Source organism: Saccharopolyspora kobensis (assembly GCF_900108315.1).
Classification (GTDB): Bacteria; Actinomycetota; Actinomycetes; order Mycobacteriales; family Pseudonocardiaceae; genus Saccharopolyspora; species Saccharopolyspora kobensis.
This window is the reverse complement of record NZ_FNVB01000003.1, coordinates 14,830-35,212: the sequence shown is the minus strand read 5'-3', so window position 1 is coordinate 35,212 and position 20,383 is coordinate 14,830. Positions and strand designations below refer to the sequence as shown.

The window sequence follows — 20,383 nt, the reverse complement described above, 5'->3', positions numbered from 1 at the left end:
ACCATTCCTGGCTGGAAGTGCCGGTGGTGGCGGGGCAGCCCCGCCACCACCGGTCCCTCAGCTCAGCTGCGGCGGCCAGTTCAGCACCCGCTTCGGCCGCGGCGCGGCGTAGGTGCGGACCTTCGAGGTGCTCAGGCCCAGGCGCACCAGCGATTCGGCGATGGTCACCGCGGCGGTCACCCCGTCCACGACGGGTACCCCGGTGCGCTCGACCACGCGCTCGGCGAGCCCGGACATGCCACCGCAGCCCAGGCAGATGACCTCCGCCCGGTCGTCCTCGACGGCGCGCGCCGCCTGCTCGGCGATCGCCTCCACCGCGGCGTCCGGGTCCCGTTCGAGGTCCAGCACGGCCATGCCGCTGGCCCGCACGGACGCGCAGCGCGCGCTGAGCCCGCCGACGTGCAGCCGTTCCTCGATCAGCGGGACCGTGCGGTCCAGGCTGGTCACCACCGAGTAGGTGCGGCCGAGGAACTGCGCGGTGCTCGCGGCGGCCTCGGTGATGTCCACGACCGGGACGTCGAACAGCTCCTGCAGTCCCTCCCGGCCGTGCTCGCCGTAGCCGGCCTGGATGATGGCGTCGAACGGCTCCGGGTAGGCCCGCACCGTCTCCATCACCGCGATCGCGGCCAGGTAGCTCTCGTAGTTGCCCTCCACCGACTCGGCGCCGAAGGCCGGGGTGAGGGCCACGATCTCGGTGCCGGGAGACGCCGCACCGGCGGCCTGCGCACCGATGGCCTCGGTGATGGCGGCGGTGGTGTTGACGTTCACGACCAGAATGCGCATTGTCCAACCTTCTTCGCAGAACTCGTCGACCGGCACTTCACTCCGCGGCCACCGCGATCGACTCGCCGTCCACATCGGAGGCGTTGGGCTTGCGGCCGGCGATCGCGGCGTAGATGGCGGCGCCGAGGATCGCGCCGATGAACCAGGAGAACCCGGCCGCCGCGCTGAACGCGGGGACCAGCGCCACCGCCACCGCGATCGCCGCGGACGGGATGAACGCCCAGATCGCCTTCGGGTTGTACCCGCGGCTGTAGTGGTAGTCGGAGTGCGCGTCCTCGCTGTAGAGCGCCGGGACGTTCACCCGGGTCTTCCGGACCAGCCAGTAGTCGGCCATGATCACGCCGAACAGCGGGCCGAGCAGCGCACCGAGGCCGCCGAGGAAGTAGTTCACCACGACCGGGTCGTTGTAGAGGTTCCACGGCAGGATGACCAGTCCGATGACCGCGCTCACCAGCGCCGCCTTGCGGAAGTTCAGGTGCCGCGGGAACAGGTTGACCAGCACGTAGATCGGCGCCACGAAGTTGGCCAGCAGGTTCACCGCGATGGTCAGCACGATCAGCGCGAGCGAGGCGGCGGCCAGCAGCACCATGTTGGGGATGGTCTGCACGATGTCGGTCGGGCTGGTGATCACCTTGCCGTCGAGCTTGAACTGCGCACCGCTGAGCACCACCACGATGACGGCGAAGAACAGCATGTTCACCGGGATGCCGATCAGGTTGCCGCGGATGATCGACTGGCGGCTCTTGGCCGAGCGGGTGAAGTCGCAGAAGTTCAGCACGAACGTCCCGTAGATGACCACCCACAGCGCGGCGCCCTGCAGGATCTGCAGCCACATCTCGCCGCCGGTGAACGGCTGCGAGTTCGACAGCGCGATCTCGCCGCCGGCGCGGACGAACATCCAGATCGCCAGCGCGGTCATCGTGATCAGGATGGTCGGTGCCGCGACGGCCATGTACTTGCGGATGACGTGCATGCCGTAGCTGGCGATGAGCACCTGGACCAGCCACAGCGCCAGGAAGGTGATCCAGCCGAGCGTCGAGAGCCCGAGCGCCGAGGTCTCCTCCAGCGCCTGCATCGACGGGAACATGGCCACCAGCAGGGTGCTCAGCACCTCGGAGGCCAGGTAGGTCTGGATGCCGAACCAGGCGATGGCCACGATGCCGCGGACGGCGGCCGGGATCTGCGCGCCCTTGGTGCCGAAGGCGATCCGGCTCATCACCGGGAAGGGCACGCCCGTCTTGTGCCCCATGTAGCCCGACAGCGTCAGCAGCAGGAACAGCAGCAGCGAGGCCAGCACGAAGGCGGCCAGGATGCCCCACACGTTCAACCCGAGCGCGAACAGCCCGATCGCGAAGGCGTAGTTGCCGAGGCTGTGCACGTCGTTGCCCCAGAGCGTGAAGACGTTGTAGGCGCCCCAGCGGCGCCCTTCCTTCTTCGTGGGCGCCAGGTCGTAGGTGTAGAGCCGGGAGCTGGTCGTGGTGGGGGCCTCCACGGCGGAGCCGTTGTCCGTGGCGGTCATCGGGCGGCCTCCAGGTGTCCTGTGCGCAACTGTCGACTTCCTTGTCTGGTGCCGGGCATCGGATGGGGGTGGTGCGGAGTGCCGCTCAGCGTTGTGCCCTCGTCCTCGCCGAGCACGCGGTACCGCGCCGGGGAGGTGGTGCTCGATGAGGACATGGGCTTCTCCGGTGGAGGAGTGCGACCGGTGGTCCCGCGGCGCCCAGCAGCGCTGGGCGGGGAGTCGCCGGGGCGACCAAGTGAAACTTCTATTTCGAATTGCGGAAGTATACGTTTATGATTCGAAAACGCTAGACCGGTTGTCCAGGCGCGTCAAGGGTTTCGCGCGAGCGCTGCGAGCACGGCGCGCGGTCTTCCGGGTGGGCGATCGGGGCGTCGCGCCGACGGCCGCCCGCCCGAATGGTGACCGCTGCGGGTCCGGGTGTCCACGATCCAGGTGCCGGTGCGGCGGGGGGTGCCGGAAGAGTCCTCTGTTGCGGTATACCAAAAGCGATCAACCGAAGTTGACTGTCGGATAGTTACGTGCGGCAGTGGGTTTGAGGTGCGCGATTTGGTATACAGAAACGCCCGACGATGTACAGCAAGGAGCGCTCGATGTGCGTTGACCCCGTTCCGCCGCCCGCCGGCCACCTCACCCGGCGAGGCGTGCTCGCCACCGCCGCGGTGCTGGCGGGCACCACCGCGCTGGCGGTCGCGCCCGGCACGGCCGCCGCCGCCCGGCGACCGGAGCCGAGGGCCGGTGACCTGGTCATCGACGGTGGCACCCTGCTCGATCCGGCCACCGGTGCGGTCGTCGAGGACGGCGTGGTCGTCATCCGCGACGGCATCGTGCGCGCGGCGGGAGCTCGCGACGCCATCGAGGTGCCCGCGGGGTCGGCCCGCCTGGACGCGCGTGGCCGCTGGGTGCTGCCGGGGCTGGTCGACGCGCACATCCACTTCAACACCGTCGACGAGGCGAGCGACGCGGTCCGCAAGGGCGCCACCAGCGCCCGCAGCGGCTCCACGAACTTCTACCAGGACATCGCCGTGCGCGAACTCGCCCGCCAGGTGCCCGGACGCGCACCGCGGCTGAAGGCGGCGGGCGTCTTCGTCACCCCGGACCTCGGCGACACCGTCCTCGCCGACCCCGACCTCACGCCGCTGGCGCGGCTGGCCGAGGGCGTCCGCTCGCCGGAGGCGCTGCGCCGCGTCGTCGAGGTGAACCTGGCGCGCGGCGCCGACGTGATCAAGACCCGGGTCAACGAACGCGCCGGGCTGCCCGAGCAGGACCCGCTGACCCAGGTCTACTCCCACGAGCAGCTCTCGGAGGTCGTCTCCGCGGCCGGCCGGCGCGGCAAGGGCGTGCTCTGCCACAGCTACAGCGAGCAGGGCTGCCACGACGCGGTGACCGCGGGCATCCGCTCGCTGGAGCACGGCGTGTACGTCGGCGAGCGGACGCTGCACGAGATGCGCCGCCGGAACACCTTCTTCACGCCGACGCTGACGGCGATGGCGGGTCTGGCCGAATCCTCGGATCCGGTCCTGGCCGAGCGCGGCCGCACCTACCTGCCGATCCTGAAGGACGCCGTGCGCGCGGCCCACGAGCTGGGAGTGCCGCTGGCGGCCGGGACCGACTCCTCCGGCGGTGCGGTCGACCCGATCGGCCGCGAGGTGCAGCTGATGCACGAGGCGGGTCTCCCGGCGCTGGACGCGATCCGCACCGCGACGACCTCCGCGGCGAGCCTGCTGGGCGTGGAGCGTGAAGCGGGCCGACTGGCTCCGGGCTTCAGCGGTGACGCGGTGGTGCTCTCCGGCGACCCGCACCAGGACCTCTCGGTCCTGCTGGCGCCGCTCCACGTCGTGCGCGCCGGTCGGCTCGTCGAATCCGCCTGACGCAACGCTCGGTCGTCCAGGTTCCCGTGAGCGCTTCGGGGTGCCCCAGCGCCCCAAAGCGCTCACGGTCCCGCTGCTGAGCGGACGTCTCGCCGATTCGCTCCACTGTGGACATTCATGGGCGGAGGGTGAGGAAGGCCGACCGGTTCGGCGGGTTCGTCCCCGATTGCTCCGGAAGTGGTGCTCTGTCCGGGTGTTTGATCCGATCGTGATCCCCTTCGGCGGAGTGCGTCGTCGGACCCCGGGCGCATAATGGAGCGGACAAGTGATCTTGACCGGATGGCTGGGGGCCGGACATGACCGTCGAGAGGGCTCGCTTGAGCATCCCCGCCGGGACGCCCTGCTGGATCGAGCTGGTGACCACCGACATCCCCGTGGCCCGCGGGTTCTACGGCGCCCTGTTCGGCTGGGAGTTCGAGCAGCACGACGATCCGCGCGAGGGCGGGCACGTGATCGCGCACCGGGACGGGTACCCGGTGGCCAGCATCCGCGAGTCGGCGGACGGCCGGACGCGGTGGCGGCTGTTCCTGGCCACTCCCGACAGCGCCGCCACCGCGGCGGAGGCGGGCAAGCTGGGCGGCCACATCACCGTGCCGCGCAGCCGCGTGCCGGGGCTGGGCGTCAAGCTCGTGCTGGCCACCCCGGCCGACGACGAGTTCGGCCTGCTGGAGCCCGACGCGACGTGGCAGTTCGACGTCGGCCTGCCGGGCACCCTGGTGTGGGCGGAGCTGGTCACCATCAAGGCGCAGGCGGCCGACCACTTCTACGGCGGTCTGTTCGGCTACACCGGCGAGCAGTTCGGCACCGACCACCTCTCCGACTACGAGGTCTGGTACCTGGGCGGGGACTCCGTGCTCGCCCGCGTCTGCATGATCCGCGACCACCTCAGCCCGGGCGCGCACGCGCACTGGCTGGTCTACCTCGGCGTGGACGAGGAGGTGGGCACCGACGAGATGGTGCGCACGGCGGTCGCCCACCACGGCCGGGTGCGCGTGGACCCGTACGACTCCAGCCTCGGCCGCGTCGCGGTCCTGCGCGACCCGCTGGGCGCGCGCTTCGCCCTCGTCGACCCGTCGCAGGCGACCGACTACGGCTCGGCCGGCAACGACGATCCCTACGACGACTGACGGACCGGGATCAGGCGGCGCCGCGGAGCAGATCGGCGATCTGCGCCTGGCCGCGGTTCCCGGCGTGGCGGAGCGCCGTCACGCCGTCGCGGTCGGGGAGCGCCGGGTCGGCTCCGGCGTCCAGCAGGATCCGCACGATCCGCTGGTAGGGCCGGGTGCCGTCGCCGAGGATGACGGCCTCCAGCAGCCCGGTCCAGCCGAGGTCGTTGACGTGGTCCACGTCGATCCCGGTGCGCACCGCTTCCCGGACGTAGTCGACGTGGCCGCGCTCGCAGGCGGGGATGAGCGCGGTGCCGCCGAACCGGTTGGTCACGGTGAAGTCGGGGCCCGCGGGCAGCAGCACGCGGAGCATCTCGACGCTGCCGGTCACCCCGGTGGCCAGGAAGGGGCTGTCCCGGCGGTCGTCCTGGGCGTTCGGGTCGGCACCGGCCGCGACGAGCTCGCGGGCGACGTCGACGTGGTCGCCGTGCACGGCCAGCAGCAGCGGGGTGCGCTGGTGCGCGTCGCGGGCTCCGGCATCGGCGCCTGCGGCCAGCGCGGCGCGGACCTCGCCGAGGTCGCCGGTGGTGGCCGCGCGCAGGAGTCGTCGGTCGGGCATGGGGGAGTCCTCTCCTCGGCAGGGTGCGCAGCCACCGGTGGCGAGGACCGGTGGCTGCGCGGACGGCACCGGGGTGCCAGGGAATCACACGGCTGATCGCGGCCGGCGTCAGGCGGTCGGGGCGCCTGCGACGCGGCGCTCACCGCCGTTGCGCCGCTGCCAGTCGCGGTAGACCTCGACGGCGGCGTCGCGGTGCTCGTGGCGCATCGGCAACCGCCGGTCGCGCCAGTCCTTGGCGAACTCCGCGTAGAAGGTGTCGAGCTCGAAGTACTTGCGGTCGTCCACGTAGTGCGGCTCGTAGGCCTCCCGCGTGGTCAGGAACACGACCTCGTCCGGGCTGCAGTAGTACAGCGAGCCCAGGCACATCGGGCACGGGTGGGCGAGCACGTAGATGGTGGTGCCGGTGAGGTGCTCGCTGCCGGTCTTCAGGCACGCCTCCCGGATGGCCAGGATCTCCGCGTGCGCGGTGGGATCGCCGGTCTGCGCCACCTGGTTGGGGCTCTCGGCCAGGACTTCGCCGTCCTTGACGATCACGGTCGCGAACGGGCGGCCGCCCTCGGCGACGTTGCGCTGGGCCAGGTCGATGGTGCGCTGGATGGGGTCCACGTCTTCTCCGGATTCTCAGAGCTTGCTGGTGGTCGCTCGGCGGGTGAGTGCTTCCCCGGTGCGGGCGCCCCTCCTGGTGCTTGCGCGGAGGGGCCGTCCTCGCCTGGGATCAGAGCCCGCCGGTGGAGGCTCAGAAGGGCTTGGTGGGCAGGTACTTGCCGTCCAGGGTGATCACGGCGCGCTCGCCGCCCTCGGGATCGGCGACCTTCTGCACGTCCAGCCGGAAGTTGATCGCGCTGATGATGCCGTCGCCGAACTTCTCGTGCACCAGCGCCTTGAGCGTCGTGCCGTAGACCTGGAGCATCTCGTAGAACCGGTAGATGGTCGGGTCGGTCGGGATGCCGCCCGGGATGGAACCGCGGGTCGGGATCGTCTGCAGCAGCGTCGCCGCGTCGGCACCGAGTCCCAGGAGTTCGGCGACGGCCTCGGCGGCGGGCGCGGGCAGCGCGTGCTGGCCCAGCAGCGCGGCGGTCACGAACGCCTCGGAGTACCCGGCGGTGTCGGCGATCTGCCGCCACGTCAGGTCCTTGCGGGTCTTGGCCTCGACGGCGGCGATCGCGAGCTGCTGGCGGGCGGCGGGGTCGAACTGGGCGTGGGTCATCTTCGCTTCCTCTCGAATTCGGTGCGGAGTTCCGCCGCGGTCTCAGGCGGCCGTGACGGGGTTTGCGAGGTCGTGGCCGACTCCGGTCACGACGCCGGTGGCGATGTCGAAGACCCAGCCGTGCAGCGCGACCCGGCCGCCGGCGACGGCGCGGGCGACGGAGGGATGGGTCGCCAGGTTCGCCAGTTGCGCGAGCACGTTGTGCCGCACGAGCACGTCGACCTGGTGGTTCCCGCCCGCGGCTGCGGCTCGCGCCAGCGAGGCGTCCGCGTGGCGCAACCACGCGGCGGTGGTCGGCAGCGCGGAGAGTTCCCGGCGCTCGGCGAGGGCGGTCATCGCGCCGCAGGAGGAATGCCCGCAGACGACGACGTCGGAAACCTCCAGCGCGTCGATGGCGTACTCGATGCTCGCGGCGACACCGTCGGCCCCGCCGGAGTGCGCGGGCACGAGGTTGCCCGCGGTGCGGATGACGAACAGCTCGCCGGGATCCTGCTGGGTGATCAGCTCGGGGACCACGCGGGCGTCGGAGCAGCCGATGAACAGCGTGCGCGGCCGGTGCTCGGTGGCGAGCCGGGCGAACAGCTCGGCCTTGGCGGGGAAGACGCCCTGCTGGAACCGGCGGATGCCGTCCGCGAGGTGCTGCATGGTCCCTCCTTCTGCTAGCTGGTGGACCGACATCACGACCATGCCTGAACTGGAGGTATAGCGTCCAATACGCAGTTGCCATCGAGACGATCGCTGTCATCTATGGTGGGTTGCGTGACCGTTGAACTGCGCCACCTCCGCTACCTGCTGGCCGTCGCCGAGCACGCGAACTTCACCCGCGCCGCCGAGGAGCTGCACATCTCCCAGCCGACGCTGTCGCAGCAGGTCAAGCAGCTGGAGAAGGCTCTGGGCGTGCAGCTGCTCGACCGGACCGGCCGCTCGGTGCGGCTGACCGACGCGGGCGCGACCTACCTGCACCACGCGCGCGAGGTGCTGCGCGATCTCGCGGCGGGGGAGCGCGCTGTGCTCGACGTGCAGGACCTCAGCCGGGGGCACCTGCGGCTGGCGGTGACACCGACCTTCACCGCTTACCTGGTCGGGCCGCTGACCGGTGAGTTCCGGGCCGCGCACCCGGGGATCAGCCTGGACGTGCGGGAGATGACGCAGGACCGGATCGAAGCCGCCCTGCTCGCCGACGAGCTCGACCTGGGCGTGGCGTTCCGCGGCGGCCACCTGCCGGGCATCGACAGCGCCGCGCTGCTGACCGAGTCGCTCAGCCTCGTCGTCGGGCGGCGCCACCCGCTGGCCCGCCGCCGTCACCCGCTGCCGGTGGCGGAGGTGGCCGAACAGCCGCTGGCGCTGCTCAGCGCGGACTTCGCCACCCGGGGCCACATCGACGCCTACTTCGCCCAGCACCGGGCTCAGGTGCGGGTCGCGGTGGAGGCGAACTCGGTCACCGCGCTGATCGAGATGATCCGGCGGACCGACCTGGTCACCGTGCTGCCCGACGCCATCACGCGGGAGCACCCCGAGCTGCACCCGGTCTCGCTGGAGCCCGGCCTGCCGACCCGCACGGCCTGCCTGCTGCGCCGCGAGAGCGCTTACCGGAGCGCTGCTTCCCGGGCGTTCGTGCGCATCGCCCGGCGATCCGTGCGGGACGGCGGCCAGTCATGAGTCCGATGTGGACGCTCAGAGGCCGGCCGGTGCGGTCGTCGCAGCCGCATCCGGCCTCGGCGCCCGGGTGCAATGACTCGCACCCGGGCCCGTTGGTTCAGAGCGAGCCGAGGAAGTCCACCGCGATGTTCCAGGTCTTGCGGGCGGCCTCGGCGTCGTGGTCGGGCAGGCTCGGATCGGTGTAGAGGTGCCCGGCACCGGCGTAGCGGAAGACCTCCACCTCCGCCCCGGCCCGCTGCATCCGCAGGTACCAGGAGTTCAGCCAGTCCTCCGACTCGAACGGGTCGGGATCGGCCACGTGCAGCTGCACCTGGAGGTCGTCGACCGCTGCGTTCTCCGCGATGTCGGAGGTGCCGTGCAGGAGCAGCAGGCCGCGGGCCTTCTCGTCGGCCAGCGCGAGGTTCTGCGCCAGCGCCGCGCCCAGCGAGAACCCGGCGTAGACCAGTCCCCGCGCGCTGAGCGGAGCGGCGACCTGCACCGCCCGGCGCAGCAGCTCGTCGCGGCCGATCTCCTCGCTGATGCGCATGCCGTCCTCGACGGTCTCCGCGGTGCGCCCGTCGAACAGGTCGGGGACGTGCACCTCGTGACCGGCCTCGCGCAGCCGGTCGGCGGCGGCGTGCACCGCGGGCCGCAGCCCGAACACTGAATGAAGCAGAAGGATGTCCACAGCGGACATCCAATCAGCTCCGGCGACTACGCGTCGCGCTGCCCGGGAACGACATCGCCGAGCTCGACGAGCAAACCGCTGTGGCCGCGCACGAGGAATCGCTGCCGCAGCGCGCGCTCGGCCACCGCGGAAGGAACGTCGGCGGACAGCAGCACGCGGCCGTGGCCGGGCAGTTCCACCGCGGTGTCGGTGTCACCGAAGTTCAGCAGCACGGCCAACTCCTGCTTCCGGGTGCTCCGCAGGTAGCCCGTGCAGTGCTCGGCGCGGAGGTCGAGCGCGCGGAAAGCGCCGTGCTGCAGCGCGGGTTCGCTCCGGCGCAGGGCGAGCAGCCGCCGGTAGAGGTTGAGCACCGAGTCCGGCTCGGCGAGCTGGCTCTGCACGCTGAGGCGCAGGTACTCGTCGCTCACCGGCAGCCACGGTGCGGCGTCGGCCGGCCCGGAGTCGAAACCGCCGTTGCCCCGGGAGGTCCACGGCATCGCGGCCCGGGCCTGGTCCCGGCCCAGCGGATCCAGCCACTTCTCCTCGGGGATCGGCAGGTCGGCCAGGCCGAGCTCGTCGCCGTAGTACAGCGTCGGGGTGCCGCGCAGGGTCAGCAGCAGCATCGCCGCGATCCGCACGCTCTGCGGGCCGTTGCGGGTCGCCAGCCGCGGCCGGTCGTGGTTGGACAGCACGTAGTTCGGCCAGGCACCGGCCGGCAGCGCCGCTTCCTGCGCCTCGACGCCGGCGCGCAGCGCCGCGGGCTCCCAGGGCGTTTCGACGAAGTTGAAGTTGAAGTTGAAGTGCGTTCCGCCGTCGCCGAGGAAGCGGACCCACGACTCCCACGGCATGGCCTCGATCTCGCCGATCGCGATCCGCTCCTGCCCGGTCCGGGCGCTGTGCTCGTCGAGCAGCGCGCGGATCTCGCGGATGTGGTCGTGCAGGTCCGGGTGCATCCGGTCGTGCGAGTGCCACTGGGTGTCGAAGTCCGGATGCTGCCGGTCGGTCGGGTTGGGCTCGGCGTTCGTCCTGGCCGGGTTGTCGGTGAGATCGGGATCCTTGGCGATCATGTGCAGCGCGTCGATCCGGAAGCCGTCCACCCCGCGCTCCAGCCAGAAGCGCAGCACGCCGAGCATCGCCGCGCGCAGCTGCGGGCAGCGCCAGTTCACGTCCGGTTGCGTCCGGTTGAACGAGTGCAGGTACCACTGTCCGGTGGTCTCGTCGAACTCCCACGTGGAGCCGCCCTGCTCGCTGGTCCAGTTGTTCGGCGGGCCGCCGCCGGGCGCCGAATCCGCCCAGACGTACCAGTCCCGCTTCGCGGCGGTGCGGCCCGAGCGGGATTCGGCGAACCACGGGTGCTCGGCGGAGGTGTGGTTCGGCACGAAGTCGACGATCACCTTCAGGCCGCGCTGGTGCGCTGCGGCGATCAGGGCGTCGAAGTCCTCCAGGGTGCCGAAGACCGGGTCGATGTCGGTGTGATCGCTGATGTCGTAGCCGAAGTCGACCTGCGGGGAGCGGTAGAGCGGGCCGCACCAGATCGCGTCGACGCCCAGCGTGTCCGCCAGGTAGTCGAGCTTGCCGATGATGCCGCGCAGGTCGCCGACGCCGTCGGAGTCGCTGTCGGCGAAGCTGCGCGGGTAGATCTGGTAGATCACGGCCCGTCGCCACCACTGCGCCCCGGCGTCGTCCGCATCGGAGTCCTGCTGCTCGATCACCGTCGATGTCTCCTTCCCGATCGCTTCACGCGCTGATCGATGCCTTGGTGAGCCACCGCCGTCGCAGCCGAGGTGCGTTCAGGACGTCCACCGGCTCGCCGCCCGCGATGACTTGGCGCGGTCATGGTCGGAGCAACTCCTCGGCGTCGGCGAACCGCGCGAGTCGCTCGGGATCGAGCTGGAGACCCAGGCCGGGGCCTGCCGGGATCGCCAGCATGCCGTCGGGATCGAGGCGGAACGGCTGCTCGGTGATGCCGTCGATGTAGGGCGAACCGGTCTTGTACTCCACGAGGTCGGTGCCGGGCAGCGCCGAGGCCAGGTGCAGGTCGGCGAGCAGGCCGACCGCGGTGTTCCAGCCGTGCGGGATCAGCCGGACACCGTGCTCCTGCGCCAGCCAGCCGATCCGGCGGCTCTCGCTGAGCCCGCCGACCTTGGTGGTGTCGGGCTGGACGATGTCGAACGCGCGCTGCTCCAGGTACGGCCGGAACGCCTGGCGCCGCGTCAGCACCTCACCGCCGGAGATCGGCACGAGCGTCCGGCTGCGCAGCGCGGCGAAGTCCTCGACGGCGTCGGGGCGCAGCGGCTCCTCGAACCACGCGACCTGGTGCGCCTGGAGCATCTCGGCGGTGCGCAGCGCCCACTTGAGGTCGCCGCGCCAGCAGCCGTCGCTGCCGCCCGCGTCGACGGCCAGCAGCGCGTCGGGTCCGACAGCGTCCCGCGCGGCGCGCACGATCTCCTCGTCCAGGGCCGCGCTCACCCGCCCGAACGGCCCCCAGCCGATCTTGAAGGCGCGGAAGCCCTGGTCGGCGAGCTCGATGAGGTTTCCGGCGAGCCGTGCGGGCTCGTCCATCAGCACCGAGGCGTAGGGCCGCACCCGCTCCCGGTGGCGCCCGCCCAGGAGCCGGCCGACCGGCTGCCCGGTGGCCTGGCCGAGCAGGTCCCACAGCGCGATGTCGATCGCGCTGATGGTGTGCGTGAGCGCCCCGCCGCGCCCGAGCCAGAAGGTGTGCTGGTGCAGGTGCTCGGAGACCCGCTCCGGTTCCAGCGCGCTGTCGCCCAGGCACAGGGGAGCGAGCACGTCGAGGGCCGCGCGCACCAGGTTCTCGCTGGTGAAAGCGCTGCCCACGCCGACCAGCCCGGTGTCGGAGTGCACCGCCACCAGCGTGTGCACCACGTCGTCCGGCCGGAGCTCGACGCTCCACCCGCCCTCCGGCGTGGCGCCCCGCAGTCCGGCGGCGCGGATCTCGCGGATCTTCACCCGGGTGCCTCCTCTGGTCGATGGTCGATGGTCGACCATACAGCCACCACGGCGGCGCGGGCTATAGTTCTGCTCGCATCCGAGCCGACCGAAGGGGCCAGTTCCGCCGATGGCCAGAAACCTCCTGCCCGCCCTGCCCTCGACCTCGCGCCGCCACCAGGTCGCCGACGTGCTCCGCGCGGCGATCGTGGACGGCACGCTGCGACCGGGCGACAAGCTCACCGAGCGGGACCTCGCGGCGGACCTGGACATCAGCCGCGCGCCGATCCGCGAAGCGCTGCGCCAGCTGGAGCAGGAAGGCCTGGTCGTCTCCTACCCGTACCGCGGCACCGAGGTGCTGGGCATCTCGCAGCAGGAGGTCACCGAGATCCTGGTGCCGATCCGCCTGACCCTGGAGCGCTTCGCGGTCCGCACGGTGCACCCGCTGCTCACCGAGGACGACTTCGCGCACCTGGCGGCGCTCGTGGGCCGGATGACCCGGCTCGCCGAGGCGGCGGACCACGCGGGCCTGGCCGACGCCGACGTCGAGTTCCACCGGTTCCTGATCACCAGGTCGGGCCAGCCGCACTGCCTGCAGCTGTGGAACGTCATCGAACCCCGGGTGGTGGCCCAGTTCCGCCGGGACGCCCCGGCCCACCCGTCCCCGAAGGCGGTCGCGGACCAGCACGCCCGGCTCCTCGAAGTCCTCCGCGGCGACGACGTGGAAGCGGCCTGCGAAGCAGTGGCGGCCCACATCCACGAGATGCCGGCGACCGGGGCGTAGCCGCGGCCGATCTCGCGAAATCGCACCCCGTTGTGCCCGCCGCCCAGCGGATCGCCGGGCGTCTGCTGGATCTTTCGCGCTTCCGTGCGTGGTGCGGTCAACCGCTCGCTGCGCCGCGGGCGATGCGAGTCGGAGCATCGCGGATCCCCCAAATGGTTCTTTGGGGGTCGGCTGGTGTGCGTCAAGATCGAGGTGTGGCAGAACAGCGCTCCTTGGAGGAGCTTCGCGTGCTGGCGCATCCGTTGCGGCTCCGGATGCTTTCGCTGCTGACCGGCGTTGCCATGAGCGCCGCCGAGGTCGCGCGGGAGCTGGGGGAGTCGCAGGCGAACGCCAGCTACCACCTGCGGCGGCTGCACGAGGCCGGGTTGCTCGACGTCGCCGGTGAGGTGGTGATCCGCGGTGGTCGGGCCAAGCGGTACCGGCACGACCCCGACAGCGGTGCGCGCTTGCTCGCCGATCCGGCCGAGGAACGGCAGCTCGTGGTCACCATGGCCGCGGACCTGCCACGCCGGGTTCAGCGGTGGCCCGCCGGGGCGCCGGGGGCGTTGACCGATGCGCAGGTGTGGCTGGATCCGGACAGCTGGCAGCGTGCGCTCTCACTGGCGCGAGAGCTCGGCGAGCTGCTGCACTCCGCCGCGGTGCCACCCCGGACGCCGGGCACCGAGCAGATCAGCGCGGCCGTCGCGCTGTTCCCGGTCGCTTCCGCTGAAGCCGGATGAGCTCCACCGGGCTGTCCCGGCCGCTGGCCCACCGGGCCTTCCGCCGGCTCGCCGGGGGCCGGACCGCCGCTGAGTTCGGCAACGCGGTCGCACCGGTGGCGATCGCCTTCGCCGTGCTGGACCTGACCGGTTCGGTGGTGGACATCGGGATCGTCGTCGGGGCGCGTTCGCTGGCCAACGTCGCGCTGCTGCTGCTCGGCGGGGTGCTGGCAGATCGGTTGCCCAGATCGGCGATCCTGCAGGGCGCCCAGTTCGGCGCCGCGGCCAGCCAGGCGCTGGTGGCGGCGAGCGTCCTCTTCGGATTCGCGTCCATCCCGCTGCTGGTGCTGCTGGGCGCGGGCAACGGTGCGGCCGCCGCGCTGTCCCTGCCCGCGGCGGCTTCGCTCACGCCGCGGACCGTGCCCGCGCATCTGCTCACCCAGGCCAACGCCCTGCTGCGGCTCGGGGTGAACGGCGGGCGGATCACCGGGGTGTCGGTCGGTGGTGCGCTGGCCGCGACGAGCGGGTCCGGTGCCGCGTTGGTCGGCAACGCGGTGGCGTTCGCCGTCGCGGCGTTGTTCTTCCGGGGAGTGCGGCTGCCGCACGTCGCACTTCCGGGCCGAGCGCGGCCTCTCGCCGAGATCCGCGAGGGCTGGCGGGAGTTCAGGTCCCGGCGCTGGGTCTGGGTGGTCGTGGCGCAGTGCATGGTGGTCAACGCGGTCACCGCCGGTGCGCTGACGGTGATCGGGCCGGTGATCGCCGACCAGACGTTCGGCCGGGCCGCGTGGGGGCTGGCCCTGGGCGCGCAGACGGCGGGCGCCTTCGCCGGTGGGATCGTCGCGGCGCGGTGGCAGCCGAAGCGAGCGCTGGGCTTCGGCGTCGCGGTCGGGATGCTCGAAGTGCTGCCGCTGATCGTGCTGTCGCAGCGGCCGTCGGTGCTCCTGCTGCTGCCGGCCATGTTCGTGACCGGATTCGCCCTGGAGCAGTTCGCCGTGGCGTGGGAGGTCTCGCTGCAGCAGAACGTCCCGGAGGACAAGCTCGCGCGGGTCTACTCCTACGACATGCTCGGCTCGTTCATCGCGCTGCCGGTCGGTGAGGTGGCCGCGGGCCCGCTGGCCGAAGGGATCGGCACCGCACCGGTCCTGCTCGGCGGCGCGGCCGCGGTGCTCGTCGCCACGGTCCTCGCGCTGGCGGTCGAGGACGTCCGCACGCTCACCCGGAGGACGACCGCGCCGAGCTGACCGGGGACCGCCCTGCGCGGGCGGTCCGCCCGCCGCCATCCCCGATGATCTTGCTGTTTCGCGGTGCCCCATACTGAGGCCGTGGCAACCATCGTGGCGTTCCACGCGCATCCTGACGATGAAGTGCTGTTGACCGGTGGCACTCTCGCCCGTGCTGCGGCCGAGGGTCACCGCGTGGTGATCGTGGTGGCCGCGGACACCATGGTGGCGGCCGCTGAGTCCCCGCCGACACCGACGAAGCGGCGGGAAGGCTCGCCGCGATCCTGCGCGAGGAAGGTACCGACGTCCTGCTGAGCTACGACTCCAACGGCGGGTACGGCCATCGCGACCACGTGAAGGTGCACGAGGTGGGCAGGAGAGCGGCAGAACTGGCCGGGGTGGGCACCGTCTTGGAAGCCACCATGCCCCGTGACGTCGTTGAGCGTCTGGTGCGGCTGATCCGTGCGTTGCGCATTCCCTTCCGCTTCGACGCAGAAGCGCTGCGGACCGCCTACAGCCCGGCTTCGGCCATCACGCACCGGTTGAACGTGCGCCGGTTCGCTCGGCAGAAGCAGGCGGCGCTGGCCGCGCACCGCTCCGAGGTTTACGGAGGCGGCAGGGTCGCCCCCGTGATGCGTGTGCTCGTCCGGCTCCCCGCAGCGGTTTTCGGCTTGCTGCTGGGCCGCGAGTGGTTCGTCGATCCTGCGCGCACTCCGGTCGCGAAGCCTGCCACCAGCATCGCTTCCGATGCTTAGCAGCGCCTCCCGGCCCGGAGCCGGGGGCAGCGGAGCCCGACTCGGCGGTTGTGCGCAAAGATGTCGGTCAGGCCGACGACGTCGTTCACGGCGAACGCAGATCCGCGCGGAGCGCGGTACCGCTGACCGCAGGAGGAGCAGGTGGACAGCACCGCGCGGCACGAGCGGGCCCAGCAGGTGGTGACCGAGTTGTGCGACTGGGCGGACGCCCGGCCCGACGTGCTGGCCCTGGCGCTGGTCGGCTCCTACGCGCGCCCGCCGGGAGCGGAAACAGCCGAGTCCGATGTGGACATCATCGTGGTGACCTCGGATCCGGGGCGCTACACCGACGGCACCGGGAACCTGCCGCCGGGGCTGGAACTCCCGCTGCTGCGCGCGAAGCAGTGGGGCGTGGTGGCGGAACGGCGATCGCGCCACGCGACGACCGGACTGGTGGTGGAGCTCAACATCACGACACCCGCCTGGGCGGCCACGGAACCGGAGGTGGACGGCGGCACGCGCCGGGTGGTGCGCGACGGGATCCGGGTGCTCCGCGACCGCACCGGGCTCCTGGCGAAGCTGGTCGACGCCTGCGCGGCCTGAAGCCGCCTCCAATCCGGCGGGTGCGCCCGGATCCCTGCGCCCGGTGAAGCCCGCGGGGTCACGGGTTGCGGCGGGTGTCGAGCGGGACGGAACCGGTCGCGTGGCCGCGCTCGTCGAGGAGCCGGCCGACGAGCTTCACCGGCCGCACGACGATGCTGCGGTCGACGATGTCGAGGTTCGGCAGCCGCCTGCTCATGTGCGTCTCCAGGTCCTGCACGTCGGCCAGCGACCGCTGCCAGACCGCGATGATCAGGTTGTGCGGACCGGCCGTCGAGGTCACCGCGCGGACCTCCGGGATGCGGGCGAGAGCGCGCGCGGTGTCGTCGAGGTGGGCCGGGGGCACGCGGGCGAAGAACCACGCGTACACCGGCCAGCCGGACTGCGTCCGGGCGAGTTCGCAGCGCAGCCGGAGCTGCCGGCTGGCCAGCATCCGGGCCATCCGCCGCCGCACCGTGCTCGTGCTGGTGCCCGCCGCTTCGGCGAGCGCCGCGACCGGCGCCCGCCCGTCGGCGGCCAGCGCCACCGCGATCGCCCAGTCCTGCTCGGTCAGCGAGACCAGTCCGGCCGTGGTGCCGGGGTCCCGGGCCATCCGCGCGACCTGGTCGTGGTCGAGCGCGCGCAACCGCCAGCGGCTGGCCTCGGTGTAGATCCGCACCGCCGGGTGGCTGCGCACCTGCTGGAGGTGACCGACCCGGCTCATCCGCTCCAGCAGGTAGCTCGACAGCGTCTGCGGGTCCGGGGTGCTGACGGTGACCAGCACGTCGCGCCCGCCCGCGGTCACGTCGATGGTCATGGCCTGCGGGTCGTCGGCCAGCTCGCGCGCCACCTCCACCCCGCGACCCGGTTCGCAGACCAGCTCGACGAAGGCCGTGGCCTGGGCGGGGGTGGTCGGGGGATAGGCGGATATCCAGGCCAGCCCGGTGCGCTCCAGCCGCGCCCACCTGCGGGCGGCGGTGACCGGGTCGATGCCGAGCACGCCGCCGATCAGCGACCAGGGCGCGCGCGGGTGGATCTGCAGCGCGTTGACCAGCGCGAGATCGACTTCGTCCAGTTCGGCGTGATCCTGCATTCGATCGGTGTTCCTGCCGCGATCCTGCATTCGGGGGAAGGCGAGCGTGCCATCGCTGACCCTTCCTGTCCAGGACGGACCAGGGAGGAGTGCAAGTGGGCGGTCAGGACAACCGGGTCGACGTCGGGGCGCTCGGGAACGCGGTGCGGGCCGAGCAGCAGCGCTGGCGGGAGCGCCTCGTGCGGCTCAGCCGCAGCCTGCACGCGGAGCCCGAGCTGGCCTTCGCCGAGCACCGCTCGGTGGAGAAGGTCACCGAGCTGCTCGGCGCGGCGGGCTTCGCGGTGGCACCGGGCCCGGAGGACGTTCCGACGGCGTTCACCGCGGTGCGCGGCAGCGGGGAGTTCACCGTCGGCATCTGCGCCGAGTACGACGCGCTGCCCGAGATCGGGCACGCCTGCGGGCACAACATCATCGCCTCGGCCGCGGTAGGCGCCGCCATCGGGCTGGCCGCCGTCGCCGACGAACTCGGGATCCGGGTCAAGGTGATCGGCACACCCGCCGAGGAGCACGGCGGCGGGAAGGTCCTGCTGCTGGAGCGCGGCGTCTTCGACGACGTCACCGTGGCGATGATGGTGCACCCCGGGCAGGCCGACGTGCACCCGGCGGCCTTCGCCAGCCAGGCGGTGACGCGGTTCGCGGTGACCTACGCGGGCCGGGCTTCGCACGCCGCCGCCGCGCCGCACCAGGGGATCAACGCCGCCGACGCCGCGGTCGTCGCCCAGGTGGCGATCGGGTTGCTGCGCCAGCAGATCACCGGTGACTGCCGGATCGGCCTGTTCGTGCGGGAGGGCGGTGCGGTCACCAACATCATCCCGGAGAAGGCGGTCGTGGACTGCGAGGTGCGGGCCTTCGACGTCGAGACCACCTTCGCCCTGCAGGAGCGGGTGATGGCCTGCTTCGACGCCGGAGCGCGGGCCAGCGGCGCGACGATGTCGGTCGAGCCCACCGAGCCGCTCTACGCCGACCTGGTGCAGGAACCGGCCATGTCCGACCGGTTCGCCGCGCACGTCGAGGCGCTGGGCCGGAGCCTGCGCGAGACCCACGGCATGCGCGGCGGGTCGACGGACATGGGCAACGTCTCGCACGTCGTGCCCAGCATCCACCCGTCCATCGCGATCATCGGCTGCGAGCACCCGCCGCACACCCGAGGCTTCGCCGCCGCAGCGGCGACCCCGGCAGGCGATGACGCCGCGGTGGACGGCGCTGCCGCGATGGCGCTGACCGCCGTGGACGTCGCCGCCGACCCGGTGCTGCGGCAGAAGTTCCTGGACGAGCACGCCGCGCGCCGGAGCTCGGCGGCGACATGAGCGTCAGCGCGGGGATCGGGCCGTCGAGCGCGCGCCCGGTCGGGCCGATGGTCGCCGCCCGCCGGTTCCTGCCGGCCGCCGACGGTCTCCTGCGCGACGTCCGCTCCGTGCGGGTCGAGCTGTTCGGGGCAACGTGCGCGGGCACGCCTCGGACAGGGCGGTCGTGCACGGTCTGCTCGGCGCGCAGCCGTCCGAAGTGGACGTCGACACCGCCGGTGCGCGCAGCCAGCTCGTCCGCGACGAGCGGCGGCGGTCTCTCCCTCGACGTCGTGGCCTGCTGAGAGCCACTCCGAACCTCTGGTCAACATGGAGGAAGCCATGTCCGGCACCACGGTCGCGCGGGGAACCTCGCGCCCGGTCCGCTCATCGCGCAGCCGACTCGCCCTGCTCGTCCTGGTCGCGCTCGCCCTGACCGCCGCTGCCGAGGCCATCGGAAGCCACAAGATCTCCATCGGGCTGGGTGCGATCACGCTCTTCCCGATCATCTGGGGGCTGGTGCTCGGCGCGGTGGCGAGCATCCAGCGGTTCCGCCCCGTCCCGATCGGCCTGCAGAAGGCGTCGACCTACCTGGTGGAAGCGGGCGTGCTGCTGCTCGGCGTGCGCCTGGCCTTCGTGGTCGGGCACGAGCTGCCGGTGCTCAGGCAGGCCAGCGCCGCGCTGCTGCTGCAGGAACTCGGCCACCTCTTCGGCACCGTCGCGCTGTCGCTGCCGCTGGCCGTGCTGCTGCGGATGGGCCGCTCGGCGGTGGGCGCCTGCTTCTCCATCGACCGCGAGGCGTCCTTCGCGATGGTCTCCGAGCGGTTCGGCCCCGACTCCGACGAGTACCGGGGCGTGCTCGGCATGTACATCTTCGGCAGCGTCGTCGGAGCGCTCTACGTGACGCTGCTGGCGAGCTTCCTGGCGGGGACCGGCTGGCTGGACCCGCTGGCGCTGGCGATGGGCACCGGTGTCGGGTCCGGCTCGGTCATGGCCGCGTCGTCGGCGGCCATCGCCGCCCAGCACCCGGAGCTGGCGAACCAGATCGTGGCGGTGGCGGCGGTCAGCAACCTGGTGACCACGCTGCTCGGGCTCTACGTCGGCATGTTCGTCGCGCTCCCGCTGGCCGACCGCTTCTACCGGCTGCTGACCCGCGGCCGCACGATCGAGGCCGCCGCGCCCCGGGTGACCGCGGTGCCGGAGACCGCCGAAACCGTCCGGATCCGGCCGCTGATCGCGATCCTGCTCGTGCTGCTGGCCATGGTGGTCTCCAACGTCGTGCACACCGGTGGACTCCAGCCGCGTTCCCTGCTCGGGTTCGCGCTGGTCGCGGCCGTGGTCCTCGCCGGTCTCGGCGTCAAGAAGCTGACCGGGCTGCCCGCGGTCGCGGGCACCTCGGTGCTGGCCATCCTGCTCACCTCGCCGATCTCACCGGTGGCCGGTGCGGTGCTGCCGTTGATCGAGCCGATCGAGTTCCTCGCCATGGCCACACCGATCCTGGTCTTCGCGGGGCTGAGCATCGGCAAGGACGTGCCCGCGCTCAAGCGCATCGGCTGGCGCATCGTCCCGGTCGGGCTGACCTCGTTCGCCGCGTCGTTCCTCATCTCGGCGCTGATCGCCCAAGCACTGCTCTGAA

At 72.1% G+C, this 20,383-nt stretch carries 20 protein-coding genes and 1 pseudogene; 11 read left to right on the top strand and 10 right to left on the bottom strand.

The features are described 5' to 3' along the window. Nucleotides 1-57: 57 nt before the first annotated feature. Nucleotides 58-783 (bottom strand): aspartate/glutamate racemase family protein, encoded by a 726-nt coding sequence (locus C4T78_RS08865; protein WP_093358488.1) that lies wholly within the window; start codon nucleotides 781-783, stop codon nucleotides 58-60. A gap of 37 nt (nucleotides 784-820) precedes the next feature. Beyond that, on the bottom strand, nucleotides 821-2,302 hold the full coding sequence (locus tag C4T78_RS08860; RefSeq protein WP_093358377.1) for an NCS1 family nucleobase:cation symporter-1: 1,482 nt from the start codon (nucleotides 2,300-2,302) through the stop codon (nucleotides 821-823). A 590-nt stretch (nucleotides 2,303-2,892) separates the two neighbouring features. Between C4T78_RS08860 and C4T78_RS08855 the strand changes: the two genes are divergently transcribed. Both C4T78_RS08855 and C4T78_RS08850 read left to right on the top strand, forming a co-directional pair. Continuing rightward, nucleotides 2,893-4,170: an amidohydrolase family protein gene (locus C4T78_RS08855; RefSeq protein WP_093358486.1), complete on the top strand. Its 1,278-nt coding sequence runs from the start codon at nucleotides 2,893-2,895 to the stop codon at nucleotides 4,168-4,170. 296 nt (nucleotides 4,171-4,466) lie between these two features. Continuing rightward, a complete protein-coding gene (locus tag C4T78_RS08850; RefSeq protein ID WP_093358375.1) occupies nucleotides 4,467-5,297 on the top strand; it encodes a VOC family protein in 831 nt (276 codons plus the stop codon). Nucleotides 5,298-5,307: 10 nt separating this feature from the next. Here C4T78_RS08850 and C4T78_RS08845 read toward each other — a convergent pair whose 3' ends face one another. From C4T78_RS08845 to C4T78_RS08830, 4 genes are all read right to left on the bottom strand, one after another. Further along, a complete protein-coding gene (locus C4T78_RS08845; protein WP_093358373.1) occupies nucleotides 5,308-5,895 on the bottom strand; it encodes an ankyrin repeat domain-containing protein in 588 nt (195 codons plus the stop codon). A gap of 108 nt (nucleotides 5,896-6,003) precedes the next feature. After that, complete coding sequence (locus C4T78_RS08840; RefSeq protein WP_093358371.1) at nucleotides 6,004-6,501, bottom strand: nucleoside deaminase; 498 nt, start codon at nucleotides 6,499-6,501, stop codon at nucleotides 6,004-6,006. Nucleotides 6,502-6,631: 130 nt separating this feature from the next. Continuing rightward, nucleotides 6,632-7,102 carry a cyanase gene (gene cynS, locus C4T78_RS08835; RefSeq protein WP_093358369.1) on the bottom strand — a complete coding sequence of 157 codons (471 nt, stop codon included), beginning with the start codon at nucleotides 7,100-7,102 and terminating at the stop codon, nucleotides 6,632-6,634. Between the two features lie 42 nt (nucleotides 7,103-7,144). Further along, entirely contained in the window at nucleotides 7,145-7,747 is a 603-nt protein-coding gene (locus tag C4T78_RS08830) for a carbonic anhydrase (protein WP_093358367.1), read from the bottom strand. Nucleotides 7,748-7,861: 114 nt separating this feature from the next. Between C4T78_RS08830 and cynR the strand changes: the two genes are divergently transcribed. Next, nucleotides 7,862-8,761 carry a transcriptional regulator CynR gene (gene cynR, locus C4T78_RS08825; protein ID WP_093358365.1) on the top strand — a complete coding sequence of 300 codons (900 nt, stop codon included), beginning with the start codon at nucleotides 7,862-7,864 and terminating at the stop codon, nucleotides 8,759-8,761. A gap of 97 nt (nucleotides 8,762-8,858) precedes the next feature. Here cynR and C4T78_RS08820 read toward each other — a convergent pair whose 3' ends face one another. From C4T78_RS08820 to C4T78_RS08810, 3 genes are all read right to left on the bottom strand, one after another. Continuing rightward, nucleotides 8,859-9,527 (bottom strand): dienelactone hydrolase family protein, encoded by a 669-nt coding sequence (locus C4T78_RS08820; protein ID WP_374703872.1) that lies wholly within the window; start codon nucleotides 9,525-9,527, stop codon nucleotides 8,859-8,861. Continuing rightward, on the bottom strand, nucleotides 9,455-11,119 hold the full coding sequence (locus C4T78_RS08815) for an alpha-amylase family glycosyl hydrolase (protein WP_218161755.1): 1,665 nt from the start codon (nucleotides 11,117-11,119) through the stop codon (nucleotides 9,455-9,457). Before C4T78_RS08815 ends, C4T78_RS08820 begins: the two co-directional genes overlap by 73 nt. A 121-nt stretch (nucleotides 11,120-11,240) precedes the next feature. Beyond that, nucleotides 11,241-12,377 (bottom strand): mandelate racemase/muconate lactonizing enzyme family protein, encoded by a 1,137-nt coding sequence (locus C4T78_RS08810; RefSeq protein WP_093358361.1) that lies wholly within the window; start codon nucleotides 12,375-12,377, stop codon nucleotides 11,241-11,243. A 109-nt stretch (nucleotides 12,378-12,486) separates the two neighbouring features. Here C4T78_RS08810 and C4T78_RS08805 point away from each other — a divergent pair, with 109 nt between their 5' ends. From C4T78_RS08805 to C4T78_RS08785, 5 genes and pseudogenes are all read left to right on the top strand, one after another. After that, a complete protein-coding gene (locus C4T78_RS08805; protein ID WP_093358359.1) occupies nucleotides 12,487-13,140 on the top strand; it encodes a GntR family transcriptional regulator in 654 nt (217 codons plus the stop codon). Between the two features lie 227 nt (nucleotides 13,141-13,367). Beyond that, nucleotides 13,368-13,859 carry an ArsR/SmtB family transcription factor gene (locus C4T78_RS08800; protein WP_309599265.1) on the top strand — a complete coding sequence of 164 codons (492 nt, stop codon included), beginning with the start codon at nucleotides 13,368-13,370 and terminating at the stop codon, nucleotides 13,857-13,859. After that, complete coding sequence (locus C4T78_RS08795) at nucleotides 13,856-15,079, top strand: MFS transporter (protein ID WP_093358352.1); 1,224 nt, start codon at nucleotides 13,856-13,858, stop codon at nucleotides 15,077-15,079. The genes C4T78_RS08800 and C4T78_RS08795 overlap by 4 nt, the downstream gene beginning before the upstream one ends. Before the next feature lie 81 nt (nucleotides 15,080-15,160). Continuing rightward, nucleotides 15,161-15,813 (top strand): annotated as a pseudogene (locus C4T78_RS37395) (PIG-L deacetylase family protein). 141 nt (nucleotides 15,814-15,954) lie between these two features. Continuing rightward, the gene (locus C4T78_RS08785) at nucleotides 15,955-16,395 is read left to right on the top strand and encodes a nucleotidyltransferase domain-containing protein (RefSeq protein ID WP_093358350.1); all 441 of its coding nucleotides are present in this window, start codon (nucleotides 15,955-15,957) and stop codon (nucleotides 16,393-16,395) included. Between the two features lie 58 nt (nucleotides 16,396-16,453). Here C4T78_RS08785 and C4T78_RS08780 read toward each other — a convergent pair whose 3' ends face one another. Beyond that, nucleotides 16,454-17,464: an Lrp/AsnC family transcriptional regulator gene (locus C4T78_RS08780; RefSeq protein ID WP_093358482.1), complete on the bottom strand. Its 1,011-nt coding sequence runs from the start codon at nucleotides 17,462-17,464 to the stop codon at nucleotides 16,454-16,456. A 95-nt stretch (nucleotides 17,465-17,559) separates the two neighbouring features. Between C4T78_RS08780 and C4T78_RS08775 the strand changes: the two genes are divergently transcribed. The 3 genes from C4T78_RS08775 to C4T78_RS08765 are packed head-to-tail and all read left to right on the top strand — an operon-like array spanning nucleotide 17,560 to nucleotide 20,382. Continuing rightward, nucleotides 17,560-18,771 (top strand): amidohydrolase, encoded by a 1,212-nt coding sequence (locus C4T78_RS08775; protein ID WP_235863891.1) that lies wholly within the window; start codon nucleotides 17,560-17,562, stop codon nucleotides 18,769-18,771. Next, nucleotides 18,768-19,052 (top strand): serine dehydratase beta chain, encoded by a 285-nt coding sequence (locus tag C4T78_RS37280; protein ID WP_107916129.1) that lies wholly within the window; start codon nucleotides 18,768-18,770, stop codon nucleotides 19,050-19,052. Before C4T78_RS08775 ends, C4T78_RS37280 begins: the two co-directional genes overlap by 4 nt. 37 nt (nucleotides 19,053-19,089) lie before the next feature. Next, nucleotides 19,090-20,382, top strand: coding sequence for a DUF3100 domain-containing protein (locus tag C4T78_RS08765; RefSeq protein WP_093358348.1), 1,293 nt, complete (start codon nucleotides 19,090-19,092; stop codon nucleotides 20,380-20,382). Nucleotide 20,383 lies beyond the last annotated feature (1 nt).

What these genes read in the sequence shown, in the direction of transcription:
- C4T78_RS08845 (WP_093358373.1), bottom strand. Translation starts at nt 5,895, where the DNA reads ATGCCCGACCGACGACTCCTGCGCGCGGCCACCACCGGCGACCTCGGC.
- C4T78_RS08805 (WP_093358359.1), top strand. Translation starts at nt 12,487, where the DNA reads ATGGCCAGAAACCTCCTGCCCGCCCTGCCCTCGACCTCGCGCCGCCAC.
- C4T78_RS08795 (WP_093358352.1), top strand. Translation starts at nt 13,856, where the DNA reads ATGAGCTCCACCGGGCTGTCCCGGCCGCTGGCCCACCGGGCCTTCCGC.
- C4T78_RS08855 (WP_093358486.1), top strand. Translation starts at nt 2,893, where the DNA reads ATGTGCGTTGACCCCGTTCCGCCGCCCGCCGGCCACCTCACCCGGCGA.
- C4T78_RS08860 (WP_093358377.1), bottom strand. Translation starts at nt 2,302, where the DNA reads ATGACCGCCACGGACAACGGCTCCGCCGTGGAGGCCCCCACCACGACC.
- C4T78_RS08865 (WP_093358488.1), bottom strand. Translation starts at nt 783, where the DNA reads ATGCGCATTCTGGTCGTGAACGTCAACACCACCGCCGCCATCACCGAG.
- C4T78_RS08850 (WP_093358375.1), top strand. Translation starts at nt 4,467, where the DNA reads ATGACCGTCGAGAGGGCTCGCTTGAGCATCCCCGCCGGGACGCCCTGC.
- C4T78_RS08765 (WP_093358348.1), top strand. Translation starts at nt 19,090, where the DNA reads ATGTCCGGCACCACGGTCGCGCGGGGAACCTCGCGCCCGGTCCGCTCA.
- cynS (WP_093358369.1), bottom strand. Translation starts at nt 7,102, where the DNA reads ATGACCCACGCCCAGTTCGACCCCGCCGCCCGCCAGCAGCTCGCGATC.
- C4T78_RS08780 (WP_093358482.1), bottom strand. Translation starts at nt 17,464, where the DNA reads ATGCAGGATCACGCCGAACTGGACGAAGTCGATCTCGCGCTGGTCAAC.
- C4T78_RS37280 (WP_107916129.1), top strand. Translation starts at nt 18,768, where the DNA reads ATGAGCGTCAGCGCGGGGATCGGGCCGTCGAGCGCGCGCCCGGTCGGG.
- C4T78_RS08830 (WP_093358367.1), bottom strand. Translation starts at nt 7,747, where the DNA reads ATGCAGCACCTCGCGGACGGCATCCGCCGGTTCCAGCAGGGCGTCTTC.